Source organism: Bacteroidales bacterium (genome assembly GCA_022647615.1).
GTDB lineage: Bacteria > Bacteroidota > Bacteroidia > Bacteroidales > UBA932 > Egerieousia.
Genome location: JALCKZ010000001.1, coordinates 2,186,240 through 2,206,500, shown reverse-complemented (window position 1 = coordinate 2,206,500; position 20,261 = coordinate 2,186,240). Strand labels below are relative to the sequence as shown.

The following is a 20,261-nucleotide window of genomic DNA, read 5'->3' as shown; positions in this document are numbered from 1 at the left end:
TATGCGGGAATTTTGTAATCTAACCAGGTGTATAGGCACTTCATAATTTTGCTGGCAAAACTTAAGTTTTGTCTTATAAATTCCAAAATATCCTTTTAACAGCGGATCTGTCGGGATAAAAATAATTATGATAACTTTGATGTATAAACTTATCCTTATGAACAGCACAAATCTTATATCTGCAACAGGGGCAATAGCTACAGCTCTGATGGCATTAGCGGCACTTGTTACAATCATTATCTCTCTTAAACAAAACAGAAAGAATAAAGAGCTGCAAATCAATACATTCAAGTATCAACAGGATATGGCTTGGCTTAATGAGTTGAGGAAGGCTTTTGTGAATTTTATGGCTTGTGTTAATCCTAATGATATGATTGTGCTGAGGAATATGATTAAGGTTGGGGATGTGTCGGGTGCTAAAAATTTTTCCGTGAAGCTTAAAAACAATTTTTACACAACTAAGTCGCAAATCTCTGCATTATTGGAGGGGCGTAATTATACGCCAAGGCAAATGCTATTTGTGGAGAAATTGATAATGCATATAATTTGTATAAGGTATTAATAGCTGATTTTAAGTGGGTAATTAATGCTTTGGGTGATGATACTCTCAAAACGGGGCAGGATATGCTAGTATCCATTAATAAGAACCAAGTGCCGGTGCCAGATGGAATTATCAATCCTATAAGAACTTACGTTACAAATCCAGATAATGCGAGCGTTAAGCCAAGTGTAATAATGTTTCAAATGATGGATGAGTTGATTAATAGTTTCGCAAAAGAAGCAGAGTTTGCAAATAAGGAATGTTTGTGGTTCCTGGAGGATTTGCAGAAAGGAATTGATGGGACTCTAAGAGGATAAATGGGAGGTTTGCTAGTGTCGGATTATTTTGTTAATTTCACATTGGCTTCTATGTAGGTGATTGTGTGCTAACTGTTTACTTACTACTAAGCCACTTGTCGTTTTATTATTTGTTCTTTTTTTGTTCTCTTTTTGTTCTTTTTATTTCCTTTATTGTTTCCTTTTGTTTCCTTTTTTGGGGTTCTTTTATTATTAATTTTTTAAAACTTAAGTTATGGGACAAAATCCAATGAATGAGGGGTGTGCCGGCAATGGCTGGTGCTCTTCTGAGAATTTTTTGAACCGGTTTGACTGGTTTGTTAAGGCTCCTGCTTCTACTAAAGAGTATAAGATTTTTACTGTTTTTGATTTGATTGGTTTTGCGGATATTGTGAATGGCCATGATTTGCCGGAGGGGGTTGAGCAGACGCAGTTTGAGGGTAAGATGGTTTTGCTGGAGAGTGATTTGGATTTGGCTGAGGTTTGTGAGCATATGGAGTGGAGTCCTATTGGGGATAATAGTGTGGAGCCAAGTCATATTTTTGTCGGGATATTCAATGGGCAGTCTCATACTATTTCTAATCTTAAGCTTAATACTGTGAAACCTAATCCGGTTGCTGGATTGTTTGGATATGTTGGATTGAGGGCTAAGGTGTTACATCTTAATGTGAAGAACGTTGATGTTCACTGTGTTGGCGGTTATGCCGGCGGATTGGCGGCATTTAGCAGAGGAACTTTTGAGTGGTGTTCTGTTGTTGGAGCTAAAGTATTTTCTGAAGGAGGAATTGCAGGAGGTGTTGTGGGACAGCTGTATAACGGTTTTATGTATGGATGTTATTTTGACGGTGAACTTGTTCATGGAGATTATGCGGGCGGTATGGCTGGGTGGTCTAATTTTGGTTCTGTTACTTCTGTGTGCTCTTGTAAAATTAAGGAAATCAGTGCATCAGGAGGTACTGAGGTTGCCGGAGGTATTGCTGCTTATAATGTTCATAGTTCAGTTACTTCTTGTATTGCTGTTGTAGGTTCAATGAGATGCAGCATTGGCGGAGGTGTTGTTGGACTTAATCAAAATCTTAATACAGGGGCGGTTACAGATGTTAGTGGATGCAGGTGGATGCTGGATAATGTCAATAACGGAGTGGGAAAAAATGATAGGGGTACAACGTCTGATGTGCTAAAAATGAGTATGGCTCAGATGAATGAAGCCGCTGATATTGAGGCCTTGAATAAGCAAGCTCAAACGACAGACTATCAATGGGCAAGACGTGAGAGTAATCCTGCCGGAGATATTCCTGGCATTTCTTGGAATGTAAAGTATGTGGAGTTTGATGACCCGTTGTTTAGAGAGTATGTGGTTAAGAACTTTGATTTTAATGGCGATGGAGAGATTTCACGTGATGAAGCGCTTATGGTGGATGAACTTGATTTTTATCATAATGAGCCTGATAGGGGCGAGATTAGATCTTTAAAAGGGCTTGAATATTTTAAGAATATTAAACGTCTGCAGTGTGCCAATCATCATATTTCTCATTTGGATTTATCTGCAAATAAGTGGCTTGAAGACTTATGGTGTCATGATAATGACTTGGAAGAGCTGGATCTTTCTCACAATCATGAACTCAAGTTTTTGCGCTGCTGGAGCAACAGAATACAGACCATTGATGTATCCCGCAATTTGAAAATGGATGTTCTGCATTGCAATAATATGCCTTCTTTGCGCACTCTTATTATGGCTGAAGGTCAGAACATTAGAGATGTGAAGTGTGACAGCCAGGTGGAAATTAAGAGGGTGAAGCCTTAATGATTTTTTGTTGATTGCGTCTGTTAGCTTTTTCCCATTTCCAATGTAATGGGTATTTCTAAAAATTTTGATGGAGCTGTTGGTGCTACCATGACTTTAATGCGCATGAAGCCGTTAAAGATGTCGTCAGCAACCATGGTATCACCGAGCCCCACTTGTACTTGAAATGCTTCTTCAGGCCAACGGCCTTTCAGAAGGCGATCCTTCCATAAATGACACAGGAAAAACTCTATAGAGGTTTTGATATATTCCCATGTGCATGCTGTGTTGGTTTCATGTATAAATTGTTTGGCAAAGTCTTTAAGTGATGTCTCAATTTGTATCATTAATTGTCGCATTGATATAAGGCTATAATATTCAGATTTACAGTCTAATGTTCGAGCTCCGGATAATACCATTCCCCCACATTCTATATACATGATATTTATAGCTTTGCCATTTGCGGGATTTCCAAGAGCGGATATCTGGCTGTAATCAAGATTAACTGTCGGGAGTAAAGATGTATATAGGCACATTGGAATCTTGTTAATCTCCCTATATGAGCAATGTGATGAGTCAACTAAGGAAAGCAGGCCAGCAATCATGCAAGAAGGAGGAAGCGCGTTGGATTTAGATATGACAGTTTGAATTGCTTGCCGGTACATGGGTGAAGCATTGAGTAATGCCGTGTGAAATGCATTATCATCTGAACCTTGGTTGTCCCAATCTAGAAGTGATTGTACGGTTTTGGCAAATGTCGGGTCATGCTCTGCAAACTTGTTGTAGTAAGTTAAGAATCCCATGTTATACGTTATGGTCGCATTGGATATATCGCTGGTTTTAAGTCTATTAGTGTTAATGTAAGGGAAAAATGCTGCTCCGTATGATAAAAATTCTGTACCTACTCCATCCCAAAATGTCTCTATCATTTTATCTGTACCGGAACCATCTTCTGTATCTGGATATATATCAAGCAGCGCAAAACGGTTTTTCATATCATTCCCGCAATGTGCCAGCATACTTTTTTGGACCTGACTAAAATCATTTGAATTGCTTAGTCCTATTGCTTCCGGGATAGCAATCAAATTTACTTCATCAACTTTTTTGAGCTCTGCAATACCCTGAATTAAAGCCTTTTTATCAATTTTATCCCGATAGTTTCCTGCAGAGACTATGTAGCAGTTTTTGCCGCCTGTTTGAAAGAACATGTCCACATTGTAGTAGAGATTGTGACATGTATTTCCGGTAACGCAAAAGATATATTTGGATTTATTTTCTGTATTCCCATCTTCTGCAACGTCAATTCCTAATTGAAAAATAATGGGTGACGGCGTGTCAAGTTCCTTGTCTGCCTGTAATTTAATGATGTCCATATCAAACATTAAATCAGGGGCTTTGCCAAAATATTTAACGTACTCATTCATGGAGGATATTTTCTTTGGCTTATATGTTAAATCATCCATGTTGTCTTTGGCAAATTCTGTATAACCCACAAATGCAGGCATTGTTAGCGCGAATATTGGTTTTTTTATGTTGGGATTAATTAGGTATGTCTCTGTGGCGGCCGGAGTCTTTACGTATGTCATAGCTTTAAGTTTTGATTTATCAAATGTAACTTTTTTTAATGATAAATCTTAATGATGTCACTATAGTGACATTGAAGAGCTTGGCCTTTCTTCTTTCAGCGCTAATAAAACGGTGAAAATCTGTCGGGATAAAAATTATAAATATATTTTGCATATTCCGTATATATGATATATATTTGCGATGGAGATAAATGAATTGATATGAGAACAATGACAAATGATGCTGCAGTTACAAAGAAGAAAGTGATTGATATTAAGGGAAAAACATTTAGGGCGCTTTCTGTGATGGCGGCACAACACGGGACTAATTTAAAGAATCTGATTGAGGGAATTCTTGACAGGGCGGCTGAGAATTATGATGATTCTGCTGTTTATGGATATTTGCTGAAGAATGATCCTGAGGGGAAGGATTATCTGAATGAGAAGGAGACAAAGGATTTTGAGAAATGGCTTGATTTATGAAAGTGGGTTATTCTAAGAGCTTTACAAAGGCGATTAAGAAGCTGTCCGGAAAGATGCTGGATTCTGTTAAGGATGTTATAAGGGAAGTAAGGAATGCGCGGAGCGTTAAGGATATTAACAACTGCGTTCCTCTTGTAGGGTATAAAAATGTATATCGAATAAGGATAGGGGATTATAGAGCTATTTTCACCTTTCATGTTTACATAAAGGATGATGTTGTGATGTTTGAATATCTGGTGTCCAGAGGGCAAGTTTACAACAAGAAGGTGCAGAAGGAATTGAGAAAGAAGGATTCATAAAATGCCGCGCTTTGTGCGGCGTTTTTTTTGTGGTTTATTTGCAAATCTTGTCAATCTGACTCGTCCTGAAATTTATTGACAGATTAAATAGACTTTTGAGTGCAAAGTCCTGATGTCCCGGAATCAGTCCTAACATCATTTGTCAAAGATAGAATAATATTATCATCTGATTTGTGACTTTGCTTGCTTTTGTAGTAGTTTTTCCACTTTTTCACTTGCTCTCCCGTCATTGAATATGCTTGGTTCGGAGTAGCATAGTTCAGACTTAGGTGAGGGCGTTCTTCGGATTGCACCCGGCATTCCTAATGGCCATCGTAAGAGCTTCCACTGTGTAATCCGCATGCAGAGACTGGCTCAGGCACCAGATCCCTGACAAGATTAGGATAGAGGTGCATCCATGAACTGCTGAACGTAGTACGCGTTCCCCGTCTTTTACGGTTTACCTTAAGATGCTCTCTGTCAAGAAGATCAAACAACCTGTCCCTGCCTACAATGAAACGACATGGTGCCCGCCGGTTAATGAGATTCCACAACTTTCGACCTCCTAAGCGTCCCATGGTCTTGCGGTATTCCTGTACCAAATCCAAGATGATACCATCTTCCGCATACTGATGGTAATTATATCCAAGTCGATGATAATAAGACTGTCGTGTTTTGCCAAACAGTGCGCATAGTGACTCCAAACTTTCTTCCGGAGCACGCTCGCGAAGTTTGTTCACTGTTTGGCTCCAGCTTTTTTTCTTATGTCGATATGCAGCTCCTCCTCTGCCGTATCGATCATTGTGCTGAGTGCCAGATTCTTCAGCTTCTCTCGGTCCAGCTCAGATTTGAGCGCTTTCAGCTGAGCTTCAAGCTCTTCAACGCTGGAGTGACTGGCAGTTTGTTCTGGTGCTTTCTTCATCACTGAATTGATTTTGGGCCCTTCTAAAGGGCATGGTGTAATTGATCATAATCCTAAATAAGTTTTACATTTAAATTAATTTTTTGTCAACTTATTTCAGGACAAGTCATATTCTCATGCGTGAAAAGTTATGTCTAGCCAAGCCAGTGTACGAAAAATATCTTATTTTTTCCTTGTGGCGTTTTTCAACATGTGAGTTTTGTTTTTTCCCAGTTGAATGCTTAACTTTGAATTGTACAAGGGGCGCGGCGTGCAAAATAAGAGATCACATAATAATTATAAATACTTGTTATACAATGAAAAAGGAAATTTTGTGCGTATCGCTTGTCCTGCTCTTATGCTCTGTTGCGGTTAACGGGCAAATCAGAAAAACAGACTCTTTTATAGATGCCAAGGGTGTAACGTGGATAGTAGTTTATCCGAAGTTGTGCAAACTTGATACGTCATCCGTGAAGGTTGCCGAAGAAATGACAGCTCTTATTTCCCAACGTAACTTGGGATCATTATTTCATTTTAGAAGCTGCAAAGGAGTTATTATCAACGATAAAGGAGTTTTCATGAAAACCGAGTATACGAAGAGAAAGTTGAGCGATGAGACTTCTGCTGGTGAACAGGATAAGGTTGGTAATGAAGATAGCAGGAGGAAGAAAAATAAAAAGAGGGAAAGCGAAGAAAAAAACAAATATATCTCTTATGATGTTGATACCGTAATAGAAATATTGCCAGCCTATTATGAGAGGAATTTACGTGTGTTGTCGCGTGACAGGATAGATAACGGATTTAGGTATATCGATAATCTAGGTGAAAGCGGTAAGGATTATATAGGGATTAACGGCGGAGGAACTGTTATTGACTACGCCTCTTCTCCTGTGAACAGACTCTGCAATATATTGTTTACTCTGCAGCATAACTATATGCTTAAAGTGTCGGACAGAAAAATGAATAACTTGAAAAAACTTATGGCCGAAAATAAGAGCAATATTATTAGCGAGGAACAGAGGAAATTGATTGTTCAGGCTAATGGCTTGGGACAGCAAAAAATGTATGAAGATGCCATCGCTTATTACTATAAAGCACTGGAAATAAATAGTCTTTCTTACCCTCCGGCATACTTTAACATAGCCTTGCTGCAGGCTCAAAACGGGAGGTTCGATCTGGCGATTATGTACATGAAGTATTACCTGCTTTTATCGCCTGGTGCAACTGATGCAAGGGCGGCTCAGGATAAGATTTATGAGTGGGAATTAAATTTCCAATATGAATAATTTTGGTTTATTTTTTAACTCTTCTGTATGGGAAAATTTTTAATAAAACCGTTTGCGGCAATCGTTGCAATATTTGTTTTAATGTTGTCGTTGCCAGAATGCCTAGACGCTCAGAGTGCTATAAAGCAACTTGAAACACTGTCGGGAGGAAAAATTTCTACTGCTAAAACTTCTGATCATAGAATTGTAACTCCAGCGCCAAAGTCATCATCATCTTCATCATCATCTTCTTCTTTTTCTTCTCAACATGCAATAGGAATGCAACTTGCGGGAGGGTTAATTTCTGCTCTTTTTTCATCTTTGACAACCAATACAAATGATAATGCTTCTGCAGAGAAAGCTGCTGAACAGAAGGCTGCTGCAGATAGAGAGGCGGCGGTGCAGGCCATAGCCCTTGCCAACAAATTATCCGAGCAACAGCGCTATAAAGATTCGGCGGCTAATGAGAGTTATGTTAATCTCATGAAAGAATATAAGACCATGGACAATCAGAATGCGGTGTCTCTTAAGCAGTTGTCAAGTGGTGACCTTGAACTTAAAGCGTATGAGGATAAAAGCTCTGCGTTTGTACGGAGTCAAGTTGTTTCTTCTTGGAATTATGGAGAGTGGGCCTCCGTGAACTCTTCCGATAATGCAATTAGAGAAGCGCCTTCTGCGGATGAACCTGATGAGGCGGACAAGTTTTTAGATGACCTGATAGATAAGGTGGATAGTTTTGAAGGGGGCAAGATAGCGGTGCTGACCGGGAGGTTTATGAAAAATATTAAGAATGAAACAATGTCGTATCTTAAAGATGCTTCTGATGCCGTTATAAGCGGAGATGTTTATAAGATGGAGGAATTGGGCAGATTTGATAATAAGAAACTTGTGATTAACGCTGTTCTTAATACCGGTAAGGAGAGTGTTAAAAAATATTTGAATTCAATTAAGGATGATCTTGAGGGTAAAATGAAGGACAAAGTGGAGGACAAAGTGGAGGATGCCGCGTTTGGCGTACTTAAAGATTCTGGATTGTCCCTGCTCAAGAAGTATGATATATACTCGCCTATCGGCGATGAGTGGAAGGTTAAATTAACAAAGAGGTAGAGTTGTATAATCTTTTATAATTATGAAACGGCGCTTAGTTATATTTTCATTTCTTTTTTTATTGTCTTTTGTTGCGGCGCATGCACAGCAGAAAAATACGTTGCGGTATGAGGTAATGCTTAACGGGAATATGACCGATTCCCTAAAAAGAATTAAGTTTATAAATTGTCTGGATATTTCTCCCGACAGGTATATTGCAATAGCCTCTTCCGGCAAAATGTATTTACTTGGTTGGGGTGGCATGTCTCAATTGGGAAAAAAATCAGAACTTCCTATATCTTCTTATGCCTTTACTTCTGAAGGTTTGCTTATGGTAGTGCGCGGTAAATCTTTGTGCTATATTGGACGGTCCGGTACATATAAGGAAATCGTGAAGTTGCCATCTTCTGATATGGGTATAGCGGGTGGCAAGGCGGTGGTTTATTTGTTTGACAGAAACAAAAAGGACAAACGTTATATGTTATATGCCTATGCTAAAGGTGGAGTATATAATGAATTACTTGTCTCTCCCAAACCCGTGTCGGCTGTGGTGGAAATGTCTGATTCCGTATATGTTGCTATAGGAAGCGGGGTTTATTCCTATTCGCCGTCCGGCAAGAATGTTAGTCTTGTAGTTGGATTGCAGAAGGGTAATGAAATCGTTTCCATGACGGTAGATCCCGACAGAAACATATTGTTTTTATCAACAAAGGATACCATTTATGCCATTAAAGATCAGTCTTTTGTGAAAGTGACTGGAGACTTTGGCGGAGGCATTATAAAGTATTTTAATAATGGATTGATCGTTTTCAGTCCTGGAAATCAAAGCATTACAAGGATCGTTAATATTGCGGATTCTCTAATTTTTTGAATGAATATTTAGTGTCTGAATATACCAGACAACAGGTAATGATCATTTTCAATTGTTCCAAAGAAATTTTTCGGAAGTTTATCTTGCATTGAATTTTTTATACACAAAAATGTGTTACCTTTGCGGCCAATAAGTAGTCTTCGGGGCAGGGTGTGATTCCCTACCGGCGGTTAAAGTCCGCGACTCCTCTTAGGGCGGTTGTTATGCAACGTGCTGGTTTTAAGGGGACTGAATCGGTGAAATTCCGATACCGACGGTAAAGTCCGGATGGTAGAAGATTAGAAATGCGGGAGTGTATCCTGCTGAATTACATTTAGATGCCCCGGGTTTTACTTGGGGCATTTTTTATGGATACGCAGGATATTTTTTACATGAAAAGAGCCATTAGCCTGGCATCTAAAGGATTAGGATGGGTTAATCCAAATCCTCTTGTTGGGGCTGTGGTGGTCAAAAACAATCAAATCATTGGTGAAGGTTGGCATGAGCGTTTTGGAGGACCTCATGCAGAACGCAATGCTTTTAAGAATTGTACGGAGGATGCGCGGGGTGCAGATTTGTACGTCACGCTGGAGCCTTGCTGTCATTTTGGGAAAACTCCTCCATGCACGGAAGCAGTTATTAGTCACGGAATTAAGAGAGTGTTTGTTGGCATTGAGGACCCAAATCCTCTTGTCTCCGGCAAAGGAATTTCAATTTTAAGAGAGGCGGGAATAGAGGTCACTGTAGGTATCTGTCGCGATGAAATAATTAAACAAAATAGAATTTTTCTTAAGTATATCACGACAGGTTTTCCTTGGGTTATGCTGAAATATGCAATGACTTTGGATGGTAAGATTGCTTCTTATTTAGGTGATTCTAAATGGGTTACATCTGATGCTGCGCGTGAGATGGTGCATCATCTGCGCGCTGAGAATATGGCGGTTGCCCTTGGCATTGGGAGCGTGAGGGCGGATAACCCTCTGCTTAACTGCAGGTTAGATGGCTCTTGCAGACAGCCTGTTAGGATTATTGTGGATAGCAGCGCATCTATTGCGGAATGTTTGACTTCTTCTGTTACTGCTGGTGCTAAGCTGATTTACAGCGCAAAACAATATCGGACGATTATTGCTCATACTGAAGATGCTCCGGCTAAGCGCTTGGCCGATTTGAAGAATGCCGGTGTTGATACTTTGTTGTGTGATGACAAGCACGGTATGGTTTGCGTTAAGGATATGTTGTTGAAAATAGGGAAGTTAGGGATTGATTCTGTTATGGTTGAAGGTGGCGGAAATTTGAATGGTTCTCTAATTGAAGAAGGCTGTGTGGATGAGGTGATTGCATTTATTGCCCCAAAGATTATTGGAGGTCATGGAGCGCGTACTCCGGTTGAAGGGGCCGGTATTGATTTGATGCGTAATGCGTTACAGCTGCGTGATGTTGAGACAGGTGTTGTCGGTGATGATTTTTATATAAGGGGAATTTTGAAAAAGTGAAGTTGTGGTGAAGTTAATGTGAGTATGGAGTTGTGGTGAAGTTAATGTGAGAATGAAGTTGTGGTGAAGTTAATGTGAGAATGAAGTTGTGGTGAAGTTAATGTGAAAATGAAGTTGTAGTTAATTTGATAAAATTTTTAAAGATGTTTACTGGAATTGTTGAAGAAATTGGTAAGGTGGTTTCCGTTAGTCATGGTGGTGCTGGTTGCGTGATTAAGATTGCTGTTGAAAAATTGAATTGCAATTTGAATCTCAAGGATAATCCTGTGTTGACCAGTTCTAGAATAAGCAATAGCTTTTTTCGTGGTGTTAGGATTGGGGATAGCATTGCGGTTAATGGTGTGTGTCTGACTGTTACAGCGTTTGACGATTGCAACTTTTGCGCTGATGTGATGCCTGAGACTTTGCGCAGCAGTACGCTTGGTGCATTGAAGTGTAATGATGCGGTTAATCTTGAGCGTGCGTTGCTTGTAGGGAATCTGCTTAATGATCAGATTGGTATGCCTGCAAATGCAAATGTTGCCGGACGTCTTAATGGTCACATTGTTACGGGGCATATAGATGGTACCGGGGTTATTACTTCAATGAGGGATGAGGGGAACGCTGTTGTTGTTTCTGTGCGGGCCGCTGCTGAAATCCTTAAGTATGTGGTCATGAAAGGTTCTGTTGCTCTTGATGGTACAAGTCTGACCGTCTGTAAATTGCATGGTAATGAATTTTCTGTTTCTCTGATTCCTGAGACTAGACGCCGTACTGTTCTGGGTATGAAACGAGTGGGCGATTCTGTAAATATTGAGTGTGACATCCTGGGAAAATATGTTGAGAGATTTTTGTGCGGTTCTACGGCAAAATGCTTACCCGCAATAAAATGCGCTGCTTCTGATGAGCAAAACTCTGCAGATTGCTGCTCAAAAAAAGTGTCAAATATTGACATGGAATTCCTGTCGCGAAATGGATTTTAATAATTAGATATATATGAGTGAGATTGATAAAAATAAATTTGCAAGTATTGAGGCGGCTTTGGAGGATTTCAAGGCGGGGAAGTTGATTGTTGTGACGGATGACCCTGAGAGGGAAAATGAGGGGGATTTGATTTGTGCTGCCAGGTGGGCGACTCCGGAAAACGTTAATTTTATGGCGGTTAACGGGCGCGGGCTTATTTGCATGCCGATGAGCGCGGCAATGACTGAACGGCTTGGATTGCCTCAAATGGTTGATTATAACACTGATAACCACTCCACTGCTTTTACGGTTTCTATTGACCATGTCTCTACGTCTACCGGAATTTCTGCTTTTGAACGTGCAGTAACTGCCAGGAAATGTGTAGATTCTGATGTGAAACCAGCTGATTTTCGCAGGCCGGGACACATGTTTCCGCTCCGTGCAAGGGAGGGCGGTGTTCTTGTAAGAGCCGGACACACAGAGGCTACGGTAGATATTGCGCGGCTTGCCGGTATGGAAGAGTGCGGCTTGTGCTGTGAAATTATGAGGGATGACGGGACAATGATGAGAACTTCTGAGCTGCTGCAATTTGCTGAGCGTCATGGTCTTAAAATTATCACAATAGCCGACTTGATAACCTATCGCGAGAAAAAAGAGAAAATAATTAGACGTATCACGACAGCTTCATTACCAACTAAATACGGGAATTTTAAAATTTACGGTTATGTGAATTCTATTACGGGCGCACATCATGTTGCGTTGGTTAAGGGGAATGTTGCATCTGCCGATAGGGCTGGTAATGAGAGCGTTGCGTCTGCTAGTGATGATGCGGTTCTTTGCAGGATTCATTCTGAATGTTTGACTGGCGATGTATTTGGTTCATTACGATGTGATTGCGGAGACCAGCTGCATTATGCCATGAAAAAAATTGAGAAGACGGGCAGGGGAGTTTTGCTCTATTTGCGTCAGGAAGGACGCGGTATCGGCCTGATTAACAAGCTGAGAGCTTATCATTTACAGGACGGCGGAATGGATACTGTGGAGGCGAATGTGGCCCTTGGGTTCAAGCCGGATTTGCGTGATTATAGCGATGGTGCCGCTATTCTCAATGATTTGGGTGTTAAGAAGTTAGCACTTATGACTAATAATCCAGACAAGATTCATGGGTTGGAAAAGTATGGGATTGAGATTGTGCGGAGGGAGCCGATTGAGATGGAGTCTACGGCTGAAGATAATTTTTATCTCTATACTAAGTATTTGAAAATGGGGCATTTGCTGCATGTTAAAAATGTTAAACAATAGGAGTAAATAATAAGAATAATTAGAACTAGAACTAGGATTAGAATAATTAATAAGAATAAATATAAATATCTGAAATTATGAATGTTATACAAGGTAAATTATTAGCGGACAATCTGCATATTGGGATTGCTGTTGCAAGATTCAATGAATTTATAACCGGAAAATTGCTGTCGGGAGCAGAAGATGCTTTTTTGAGGCATGGCGGAAATTCTGATAATCTGGATGTTGTGTGGGCGCCAGGTGCTTTTGAGATTCCTTTGGTTGCAAAGAAAATGGCTGAGAGCGGAAAGTACTCTGCTGTTGTTTGTCTGGGTGCTGTTATACGTGGCGCAACTGCTCATTTTGAGATGGTTGCCAATGAATCTGCCAAGGGCGTTGCTACCGTTTCTTTGCAGACAGGTGTGCCAATTGCCTATGGTATTTTGACCACCGATACCATAGAGCAGGCTATTGAACGTGCTGGTACTAAGGCTGGTAACAAAGGTTCTGATGCTATGGTTACTGCCATTGAGATGGGAAATTTGTTTAATAACGCAGGCTGGATTTTGCAAAAGTAATTGAATCCTAAGCTGTTGCAAAATATTGCCTGAAATAGCTCGCAAATGCAGTATCTGTCGGGAGCTTAAAAAGTGTACCTTTGTAGTTGTTTAATTATTAGAGGTATGAAGAGGTCTTTTTTGTTTTTGATGGCTGCGCTTGTTGCGGCGGGATGCGGCAAAAGTTCTGATGCGAACGCTCAGGTGCATGAATTGGAAGTTGTGAAAGCTCTTGAACAACAGAGTTTTCCGCAGACTGTCACTCCGGGGGACTACAGCGGAATTTCCATGATTGATGAGAGCCATTACGCGGTTGTGAGCGATAAAAGCGGGGGCGACGGCTTCTTTATTTTTGAGATTAAGATTGATAAAAAGAGTGGTACAATTACCTCTGCTTCAAATAGTTCATCTAGCGGAACAGGAGTTTCTTTTTTATCTGCAGGTGGTTCTAATCGTGATGCGGAAGGAATTGTATATTTTCCTGCTGGTGCAAGTGCTGTTTCTAAAAATGCCTCTGCGTCAAGCGGTAGCGGTACCGTGTTTATTTCCGGAGAGGCGGATAAAGCTGTGTATGAGTATGATATGAAGGGTGCAAGGACGGGGAGAAAGTTGAATATCCCGACAGTTTTTTCTGGTGCGTCCTCTAATTACGGTTTTGAAAGTCTTGCGTATAATGCTAAGACTCACTTGTTTTGGACGACTACCGAGAGCACTATTCCATCTGATGGCACTCAAGCTACTGCTAAAAATGGAGTGTGCAATGTGCTGAGATTCCAGTCCTTTGATGAAAATTTGCAGCCAGTTGCGCAATATGTATACAAGATGGATGCTCCTTCTGCTGCGGCTGCGGTAGAGGCTGAGAATAAGGCTGCTGCAGAGAAAAAAGCGAATGCCGCAAAGAACGGCGGTTCCGATGACAGCGTAGGGGATTTGTTCTCAATGATAACATCTGTCGCGAGTCAGGTACTTTCTCAATCTTCTGTCGCTAAAGGCGCTGCTGCCGATATGCCTTATGCAATGGGTGTCAGCGAGTTACTTGCGCTTGACGATGGTTCTTTGATTGTGCTTGAAAGGGAGTTTTACATCCCGTCAGGCATAATAGGGGCGCGCGTTGTTTGCAAGCTCTATCATGTGAATCCGGCTGATTGCAAGCCGATTGCAGGTTCCGGTTCACAGTTTAGCGCTGCTATCCCTTCCGATGCCCAAATCCTGCCAAAGCGTCTCCTTTACCAGTTCACAACCGCCATCAAATCCCTGAACGACTTCAACATAGCCAACTATGAAGGCATGTGCCTGGGCCCCGTCCTAAACAACGGCAACCAGACCATCATCCTCATCAGCGACTCCCAAAGCGGCTACAAAGGCATCCTGCAAGACTGGTTCAAGGTTCTTGAAATAAAATAACTGCGCACAACCAAAAGCACGACGTATTAACCAATATTACGTCGTATTAACTGGTAATACGTCGTAATAACTAGTATGACGGCGTCTTTTTTTATAAATTTGCAGCCCTTTTGAGAGGAACACATGGAGAATAATTTGAGGAAATCGCTGTGGGTGACGTTGATTATCCTGGCGGTTTTGTTAGCGTTATATTTTATACCACCTATCAGGCTGGGCAACACCACGTTGCGCAGGGTTGACCTTTTGAGTGATTTGAGAGACGGGGATAAAAATGCTAATCCCGACAGGATGCACGCTGTTAAGGATTCTTCTGCTATTGGGATTTCTGATTCTGCTGATGTGAGCGGTGCGGATGAGGCTCTTATGGACGATTCGTATCAGGCGGAGTTTGTGCCGGAAGATACAATGGCTGTCGCTGAGCATCAAAGGATTGAGGATGAGGCTGCTAAAGCTGTTGAAACTGCGATGGCCGATACTACTACTGAAGAGGGAAAGGCGGCACTGGCTCAGGCTCAGGCGAATCTGGATACGGCGCGTGCAGCGCTTGCAAAAGTAAAAGCTGAATTAGCTGACGCTCAGGCAACTAACGAAAAGACGAAAATTGAAATTGCAAAACATAAAAAAGCGCTGGCCAAACGTCGCGAAGAAATGTCGCAACGGCAGGGAGGAAGTGCTGATTCACAATATGCTGCGGGCAATTCTCAATACTCGGAGCCTGCAAATACCACTAAAATAATAGATTATGGCAGCGGCTCTTCCAACGGGATGGGTACATTTTACGCTGCGCTTAATAGTGCGGGGAGCAGGCCGGTGCGGATAGCAGTATTTGGAGATTCTTTTATAGAGGCTGATATTCTGACGGTTAACTTAAGGGAGATGTTCCAAAAACAGTACGGCGGAAGAGGTGTAGGTTTTGTGAATATTAATGCTGTTGCGGATGCGCCGCGTCCTACAATACGCCAAAAATCAGAGGGTTTCACGGATCACTCAGCGATGGACACAAAAGGTTATGACCGCACAAAGCTCGGGATTTCAGGACATTATACTGAACCGGCAAATGGCGCCTATGTTTTTTTGCGCGGACAGAAAAAACTTGCAGCCCGGCTGGATACATGCAACCGTTCAACAATCTATTTTACAAGTAGATACGGAGCAAATATATCTGCGAGAGTTAATAATACAACGGAACAAACTTTCAATGTTCCGGCTTCCGCTTCCATGCAAACTTTGCATGTGGACGGGCGCATAGGAAGTGTAAAATGGACTATAAATCAGTCAAATAAGACAGTTGTTTATGGAGTCGCAATGGATGGCTCCCGCGGTGTTACCGTTGATAATTTTTCATTAAGGGGCAATTCAGGCACAAGACTTCATGCAATTCCATATCAGACTTTAACATCATTCAATGCCGTAAGACACTATGACTTAATCATTTTGGAGTACGGATTAAATGTTGCAAGTCCCGGAGCTAAGAACTACAATTGGTATGAATCAGGTTTTTTGAAGACAATTGCGTACCTTAAAAAATGTTTTCCGAATACGTCAATTTTACTTCTTGGCGTCAGCGATAGAGATCAAAGGAGTGAGGATGGCTCAATTCACACAATGTCCGGAATCAGGCTTTTGCTGTCAACACAGAATAGGATGGCGCAAAAATCCGGAGTTGCTTTTTGGAATACTTTTGAGGCGATGGGAGGCGAGGATAGCATGGCGCACATGGTTGATAACAAGCCGCCTATGGCAAATTTAGACTATACGCATATAAACTATCGCGGAGGAAAAAAGATAGCAAAATTATTATTTAAAGCTTTGACGGAGGGACAAAAATGAAAAGAATTTTATTCGCGACAGTCTCCCTAATTGCTTGTGCGGTTGTAGTTTATATCTCTGCAAGTGCGCAATCAAAAATATCATCCACTGAGCAATCCAAGTTTTCTGCCGACCAGCAAAAAAATGATGATGTAAAGATTGCAGTCCCAATTGCCAATATACCAGGTAGTTTCAGGGGAATGGGAGAAAATGTTCTGCATGACCCCGGCAAAACTCTTGCGCCAATAATGAACAAATTGCGCGGCATCAGGAAAAATTATCTTAAAAATAATATGCTGGAGAAAGATTTTGAGGCACCGCAATCAAATGATACACTGCATATTATCCATATAGGAGATAGCCATGTACGCGGTCATGTCTATCCTCACGCACTTAGAGATTTGCTGTCAGAATCCTTTGGCTCAATAGCTTACAAAGATTTTGGAATTAACGGTGCAACTTGCAACTCTTATCTTAATTCCCGCACGATGCAGCAAGTGTGTACGTATACACTTGAACAAGAGGATAATCCATTGATTTCACAATCCGATGATAATCAGATTCTTCATAGAGGTCTGATTGCAAAACACCATAAGCCGGATTTGATAATTGTTTCCTTTGGGACAAATGAAAGTTACGGCAGATATTACAATTCAGACGAGCATTACAAACAAATTGATGATTTGGTAAAGGCTCTGAATGAGGCATTTCCTGGAACTCCGCTGCTGCTTACAACTCCTGCAGGATGTTATAAGGCGCACCGCTCCAGCTACAAAGTTAGGGTGCCGATAAGCAGCAGGCACTCCAAACACGGCAGAAAAAGCCGCCGTTATAAGACAGTAACTCGCACAAGTACAACGTATTCGGAGAATCCGTTTAATGCTCCGTGCGCAGCAACAATAGTAAAATACGCAAAAGACAACAACCTGGCTTACTGGGACTTATACACAATCTCTGGCGGCCGTGAAAACGCATGCCGAAATTGGACATCTGCCCGCTTAATGCGCGCAGACCACGTCCACTTCCTGCCGGAAGGTTACACGCTCCAGGGTCAATTGCTGTATTGCGCGTTAATAAAAGAGTACAATAAATGATAGATATATCAAAGTTGAAAGATGTGCTGACGTACAACGCACAGGCTCCGATGATTTTTAGCAGCGGGCTATTCCTGTGGCTGTTTGCGGCTTTCATCATTATATATTATTTGCTGCGCAAGCAACAGACTGGCCGTCTGCTGTTTGTGGTGTTGTTCTCTTACTATTTCTATTACAAATCCAGCGGCCTTTATTTCTGGCTTCTTGCATTAGTCACAACTTCAGACTTTTGCATCGGCTATGCAATGGAACAAATTGAGCAGAAGTTTAAGTTCGCGACAGGTAGTATTAAGGCTGGCAAAAAGTTGTCAGACAAACACATACATACTTGTAAGACGCTTTTGGTCACGCTCAGCATCTGCATAAATTTGGGATTGCTTACATATTTTAAGTACACAAACTTTTTTGGAGAGATTTTTTCTAATCTGATTGGCGGCAATTTTCAGCCAAAAGACATATTCCTACCTGTCGGGATTTCATTCTTTACATTCCAGTCATTGAGCTATACCATAGATATTTACAGAGGCGAGATTAAGCCGCTGCACAACCTTTTGGACTATGCATTTTATGTCTCATTCTTCCCGCAACTAGTTGCAGGACCTATCGTGAGGGCGAAGGATTTTATCCCGCAAATACGTAAAAATCTGGTTGTTACTGATAAAATGATTGGTGTTGCATTGTTTCTGATTGCTGGCGGACTTTTCAAAAAAGCTGTCATTTCAGACTACATAAGCATCAACTTTGTGGACCGCGTATTTGACTCACCTACACTGTTTTCCGGCCTTGAAAACTTGCTTGCAACATACGGCTACGCGCTGCAAATTTACTGCGATTTTTCAGGTTATTCAGACATGGCGATTGGTATTGCCCTGTTGCTTGGATTCCATTTCAACATAAACTTCAATAATCCTTATAAATCTGTGTCTGTCACCGACTTCTGGCATCGCTGGCACATCTCTTTGTCAACCTGGATGCGAGATTACGTTTACATTTCTCTTGGCGGCAACAGAAAAGGAAAAATAAGGCAATACTTTAACCTTCTGGCAACCATGTTCTTATGCGGCTTATGGCACGGCGCATCTTGGAATTTTATTTTGTGGGGCAGCATGCACGGGGTAGCGCTTGCAGCAAATAAAGTGTGGAGAAGTATTACAGGTCACGATAAAAATGTTGATAAAGGTCACGACAGAAAGGTGAAACCGGTAAACCGCTTCAGACGGTTCATCAATATCTTCCTGACATTCAACTTTGTATGCTTCTGCTGGATTTTCTTCCGCGCGCATGACCTTAGCACTGCCAGCGATGTTTTGAGTCAAATCTTTACTTCATTCCACGCCTCAATCCTGCCGCAGCTCATCGTTGGCTACTGGAAAGTCCTGGCACTGATAGTATTAGGTTATGCATTACATTACGTGCCGGACCGCATCACCAACAAACTTCAGGAGCGTTTCACCGCCACACCTCTATGGTTCAAAGCCCTTGTAATGATAATCATCATCTACATAGTAATCCAAACCAAGAGCAGCCAGATCCAGCCGTTCATTTACTTCCAATTTTAATCTTTAACGCCGTAATACCAGTTATTACGCCATATTACTGGTTAATACGCCGTACTATCGTTTATTACGACGTAATAACCGTTAACACGGCGTGCAAAAAGGATTGAGATACAATTTTACTTCTTAAAAAATCCGGAATTGTAAATATTTGCGGATGATAGATATAATTGCTTGCATTTTAGTTATTTGCATAATATTATTGCTAAAATTTTATTTAAAGAATTATGAAGGGGAAAAGAGAGCCGCGACTTCAAGAGGGAGTGATGCATGTCGCATTTCGAGGGAATGCAAAGTTTACAGTTTTTTACGATGATGATGATAAGATAATGATGCTTAGATATTTGCAACGTGAACTTGATAAATTTAGCTCAACGCTTTATGAGTTTTGCATCATGTCAAACCATTGCCATCTTATGTTGCAAACAGACTGTCTCACTAAGATGATGACGGTATTTTTGCGTGAGTACAGCCGATGGCATAATCGCAAGTACAATTTATCGGAAAAGCTATTTGGAACTCCTTTTTTAAGTACAGTACAATTCTCTGAAAATCATATGATTTCAAAATGTGCTTATATTCTAAACAATCCGGTGGAGGCCGGGATTTGCGCAAAACCACAGGATTATTTTTGGAGTTCAGCTAAGATGCACTTTGGAAAATGTGATGAGTCTCCCGACAGTTTGCCTGCCCCTCAAAGGCTGTCCGATATAATTACCGTTGACACAACAATTTGCGACAGGCGCTATGAGGATTTTGATGATTTTATGAGATACGTTGTTACATCACAAAAAGATGCGCCAAAGGAAAAATCAGAAGACATATTTTCATCCAAGCGTATTGACGACAAAGAGCTACTGTCAAATGCAATATGCTACATATCAAAACAATACTCAAAGCAAAACCTAAACATGCTAAAACCGGCAGAAGCAGACGACCTAATAAAATACCTAAGAACCACCACAACTGGCTCAATTCGGCAAATAGCTAGTCTGCTCCATGACAGCCAAGAAAGAATAAAAAGGATACTAAAATGACGCTGTATTACTGAATAGTACGGCGTAATAACCAATATTA

At 41.1% G+C, this 20,261-nt stretch carries 20 protein-coding genes and 1 riboswitch; of the genes, 17 read left to right on the top strand and 3 right to left on the bottom strand.

Features of this window, described 5'->3' with window-relative positions:
* The first annotated feature begins 157 nt into the window (after positions 1-157).
* The 3 genes from LKM37_09475 to LKM37_09465 all read left to right on the top strand — a co-directional run bounded on the left by LKM37_09475 (position 158) and on the right by LKM37_09465 (position 2,641).
* Positions 158-562 (top strand): hypothetical protein, encoded by a 405-nt coding sequence (locus tag LKM37_09475; GenBank protein ID MCI1721212.1) that lies wholly within the window; start codon positions 158-160, stop codon positions 560-562.
* Positions 547-858, top strand: a complete 312-nt coding sequence (locus LKM37_09470) for a hypothetical protein (protein MCI1721211.1) — start codon at positions 547-549, stop codon at positions 856-858. Before LKM37_09475 ends, LKM37_09470 begins: the two co-directional genes overlap by 16 nt.
* Before the next feature lie 214 nt (positions 859-1,072).
* Positions 1,073-2,641 (top strand): hypothetical protein, encoded by a 1,569-nt coding sequence (locus LKM37_09465; GenBank protein MCI1721210.1) that lies wholly within the window; start codon positions 1,073-1,075, stop codon positions 2,639-2,641.
* 23 nt (positions 2,642-2,664) lie between these two features.
* On the opposite strand, the gene LKM37_09460 is transcribed toward LKM37_09465, so the two are convergent.
* Positions 2,665-4,206, bottom strand: a complete 1,542-nt coding sequence (locus tag LKM37_09460; GenBank protein MCI1721209.1) for a hypothetical protein — start codon at positions 4,204-4,206, stop codon at positions 2,665-2,667.
* Positions 4,207-4,407: 201 nt separating this feature from the next.
* Between LKM37_09460 and LKM37_09455 the strand changes: the two genes are divergently transcribed.
* Entirely contained in the window at positions 4,408-4,668 is a 261-nt protein-coding gene (locus LKM37_09455) for a hypothetical protein (GenBank protein ID MCI1721208.1), read from the top strand.
* Entirely contained in the window at positions 4,665-4,967 is a 303-nt protein-coding gene (locus LKM37_09450) for a hypothetical protein (protein MCI1721207.1), read from the top strand. Before LKM37_09455 ends, LKM37_09450 begins: the two co-directional genes overlap by 4 nt.
* A gap of 83 nt (positions 4,968-5,050) precedes the next feature.
* On the opposite strand, the gene LKM37_09445 is transcribed toward LKM37_09450, so the two are convergent.
* Together LKM37_09445 and LKM37_09440 are read right to left on the bottom strand one after the other, a co-directional pair.
* On the bottom strand, positions 5,051-5,197 hold the full coding sequence (locus tag LKM37_09445) for a hypothetical protein (GenBank protein MCI1721206.1): 147 nt from the start codon (positions 5,195-5,197) through the stop codon (positions 5,051-5,053).
* A 485-nt stretch (positions 5,198-5,682) separates the two neighbouring features.
* Positions 5,683-5,868, bottom strand: a complete 186-nt coding sequence (locus LKM37_09440) for a hypothetical protein (protein MCI1721205.1) — start codon at positions 5,866-5,868, stop codon at positions 5,683-5,685.
* A 296-nt stretch (positions 5,869-6,164) separates the two neighbouring features.
* Between LKM37_09440 and LKM37_09435 the strand changes: the two genes are divergently transcribed.
* From LKM37_09435 to LKM37_09380, 12 genes are all read left to right on the top strand, one after another.
* The gene (locus LKM37_09435) at positions 6,165-7,133 is read left to right on the top strand and encodes a tetratricopeptide repeat protein (GenBank protein ID MCI1721204.1); all 969 of its coding nucleotides are present in this window, start codon (positions 6,165-6,167) and stop codon (positions 7,131-7,133) included.
* Positions 7,134-7,160: 27 nt separating this feature from the next.
* A complete protein-coding gene (locus tag LKM37_09430; protein ID MCI1721203.1) occupies positions 7,161-8,219 on the top strand; it encodes a hypothetical protein in 1,059 nt (352 codons plus the stop codon).
* A 22-nt stretch (positions 8,220-8,241) separates the two neighbouring features.
* Positions 8,242-9,069 (top strand): hypothetical protein, encoded by an 828-nt coding sequence (locus LKM37_09425; protein ID MCI1721202.1) that lies wholly within the window; start codon positions 8,242-8,244, stop codon positions 9,067-9,069.
* A 132-nt stretch (positions 9,070-9,201) separates the two neighbouring features.
* Positions 9,202-9,352: riboswitch (FMN riboswitch) on the top strand.
* Between the two features lie 88 nt (positions 9,353-9,440).
* Positions 9,441-10,541: a bifunctional diaminohydroxyphosphoribosylaminopyrimidine deaminase/5-amino-6-(5-phosphoribosylamino)uracil reductase RibD gene (ribD, locus tag LKM37_09420; GenBank protein ID MCI1721201.1), complete on the top strand. Its 1,101-nt coding sequence runs from the start codon at positions 9,441-9,443 to the stop codon at positions 10,539-10,541.
* Between the two features lie 143 nt (positions 10,542-10,684).
* Positions 10,685-11,503 carry a riboflavin synthase gene (locus LKM37_09415; GenBank protein MCI1721200.1) on the top strand — a complete coding sequence of 273 codons (819 nt, stop codon included), beginning with the start codon at positions 10,685-10,687 and terminating at the stop codon, positions 11,501-11,503.
* Positions 11,504-11,516: 13 nt separating this feature from the next.
* Positions 11,517-12,785 carry a bifunctional 3,4-dihydroxy-2-butanone-4-phosphate synthase/GTP cyclohydrolase II gene (locus LKM37_09410; GenBank protein ID MCI1721199.1) on the top strand — a complete coding sequence of 423 codons (1,269 nt, stop codon included), beginning with the start codon at positions 11,517-11,519 and terminating at the stop codon, positions 12,783-12,785.
* Between the two features lie 77 nt (positions 12,786-12,862).
* Entirely contained in the window at positions 12,863-13,342 is a 480-nt protein-coding gene (gene ribE, locus LKM37_09405; protein ID MCI1721198.1) for a 6,7-dimethyl-8-ribityllumazine synthase, read from the top strand.
* A 105-nt stretch (positions 13,343-13,447) separates the two neighbouring features.
* On the top strand, positions 13,448-14,725 hold the full coding sequence (locus LKM37_09400) for an esterase-like activity of phytase family protein (protein MCI1721197.1): 1,278 nt from the start codon (positions 13,448-13,450) through the stop codon (positions 14,723-14,725).
* A gap of 123 nt (positions 14,726-14,848) precedes the next feature.
* On the top strand, positions 14,849-16,555 hold the full coding sequence (locus tag LKM37_09395) for a hypothetical protein (protein ID MCI1721196.1): 1,707 nt from the start codon (positions 14,849-14,851) through the stop codon (positions 16,553-16,555).
* A complete protein-coding gene (locus LKM37_09390; protein MCI1721195.1) occupies positions 16,552-17,628 on the top strand; it encodes an SGNH/GDSL hydrolase family protein in 1,077 nt (358 codons plus the stop codon). Before LKM37_09395 ends, LKM37_09390 begins: the two co-directional genes overlap by 4 nt.
* Positions 17,625-19,187, top strand: a complete 1,563-nt coding sequence (locus LKM37_09385; protein ID MCI1721194.1) for an MBOAT family protein — start codon at positions 17,625-17,627, stop codon at positions 19,185-19,187. Before LKM37_09390 ends, LKM37_09385 begins: the two co-directional genes overlap by 4 nt.
* A 224-nt stretch (positions 19,188-19,411) precedes the next feature.
* Positions 19,412-20,221 (top strand): transposase, encoded by an 810-nt coding sequence (locus LKM37_09380; protein MCI1721193.1) that lies wholly within the window; start codon positions 19,412-19,414, stop codon positions 20,219-20,221.
* Positions 20,222-20,261 lie beyond the last annotated feature (40 nt).

Coding starts and splice junctions, on each gene's coding strand:
- LKM37_09475 (MCI1721212.1), top strand. CDS start 158: ATGAACAGCACAAATCTTATATCTGCAACAGGGGCAATAGCTACAGCT.
- LKM37_09465 (MCI1721210.1), top strand. CDS start 1,073: ATGGGACAAAATCCAATGAATGAGGGGTGTGCCGGCAATGGCTGGTGC.
- LKM37_09460 (MCI1721209.1), bottom strand. CDS start 4,206: ATGACATACGTAAAGACTCCGGCCGCCACAGAGACATACCTAATTAAT.
- LKM37_09455 (MCI1721208.1), top strand. CDS start 4,408: ATGAGAACAATGACAAATGATGCTGCAGTTACAAAGAAGAAAGTGATT.
- LKM37_09450 (MCI1721207.1), top strand. CDS start 4,665: ATGAAAGTGGGTTATTCTAAGAGCTTTACAAAGGCGATTAAGAAGCTG.
- LKM37_09445 (MCI1721206.1), bottom strand. CDS start 5,197: ATGACGGGAGAGCAAGTGAAAAAGTGGAAAAACTACTACAAAAGCAAG.
- LKM37_09440 (MCI1721205.1), bottom strand. CDS start 5,868: ATGAAGAAAGCACCAGAACAAACTGCCAGTCACTCCAGCGTTGAAGAG.
- LKM37_09435 (MCI1721204.1), top strand. CDS start 6,165: ATGAAAAAGGAAATTTTGTGCGTATCGCTTGTCCTGCTCTTATGCTCT.
- LKM37_09430 (MCI1721203.1), top strand. CDS start 7,161: ATGGGAAAATTTTTAATAAAACCGTTTGCGGCAATCGTTGCAATATTT.
- LKM37_09425 (MCI1721202.1), top strand. CDS start 8,242: ATGAAACGGCGCTTAGTTATATTTTCATTTCTTTTTTTATTGTCTTTT.
- ribD (MCI1721201.1), top strand. CDS start 9,441: ATGAAAAGAGCCATTAGCCTGGCATCTAAAGGATTAGGATGGGTTAAT.
- LKM37_09415 (MCI1721200.1), top strand. CDS start 10,685: ATGTTTACTGGAATTGTTGAAGAAATTGGTAAGGTGGTTTCCGTTAGT.
- LKM37_09410 (MCI1721199.1), top strand. CDS start 11,517: ATGAGTGAGATTGATAAAAATAAATTTGCAAGTATTGAGGCGGCTTTG.
- ribE (MCI1721198.1), top strand. CDS start 12,863: ATGAATGTTATACAAGGTAAATTATTAGCGGACAATCTGCATATTGGG.
- LKM37_09400 (MCI1721197.1), top strand. CDS start 13,448: ATGAAGAGGTCTTTTTTGTTTTTGATGGCTGCGCTTGTTGCGGCGGGA.
- LKM37_09395 (MCI1721196.1), top strand. CDS start 14,849: ATGGAGAATAATTTGAGGAAATCGCTGTGGGTGACGTTGATTATCCTG.
- LKM37_09390 (MCI1721195.1), top strand. CDS start 16,552: ATGAAAAGAATTTTATTCGCGACAGTCTCCCTAATTGCTTGTGCGGTT.
- LKM37_09385 (MCI1721194.1), top strand. CDS start 17,625: ATGATAGATATATCAAAGTTGAAAGATGTGCTGACGTACAACGCACAG.
- LKM37_09380 (MCI1721193.1), top strand. CDS start 19,412: ATGAAGGGGAAAAGAGAGCCGCGACTTCAAGAGGGAGTGATGCATGTC.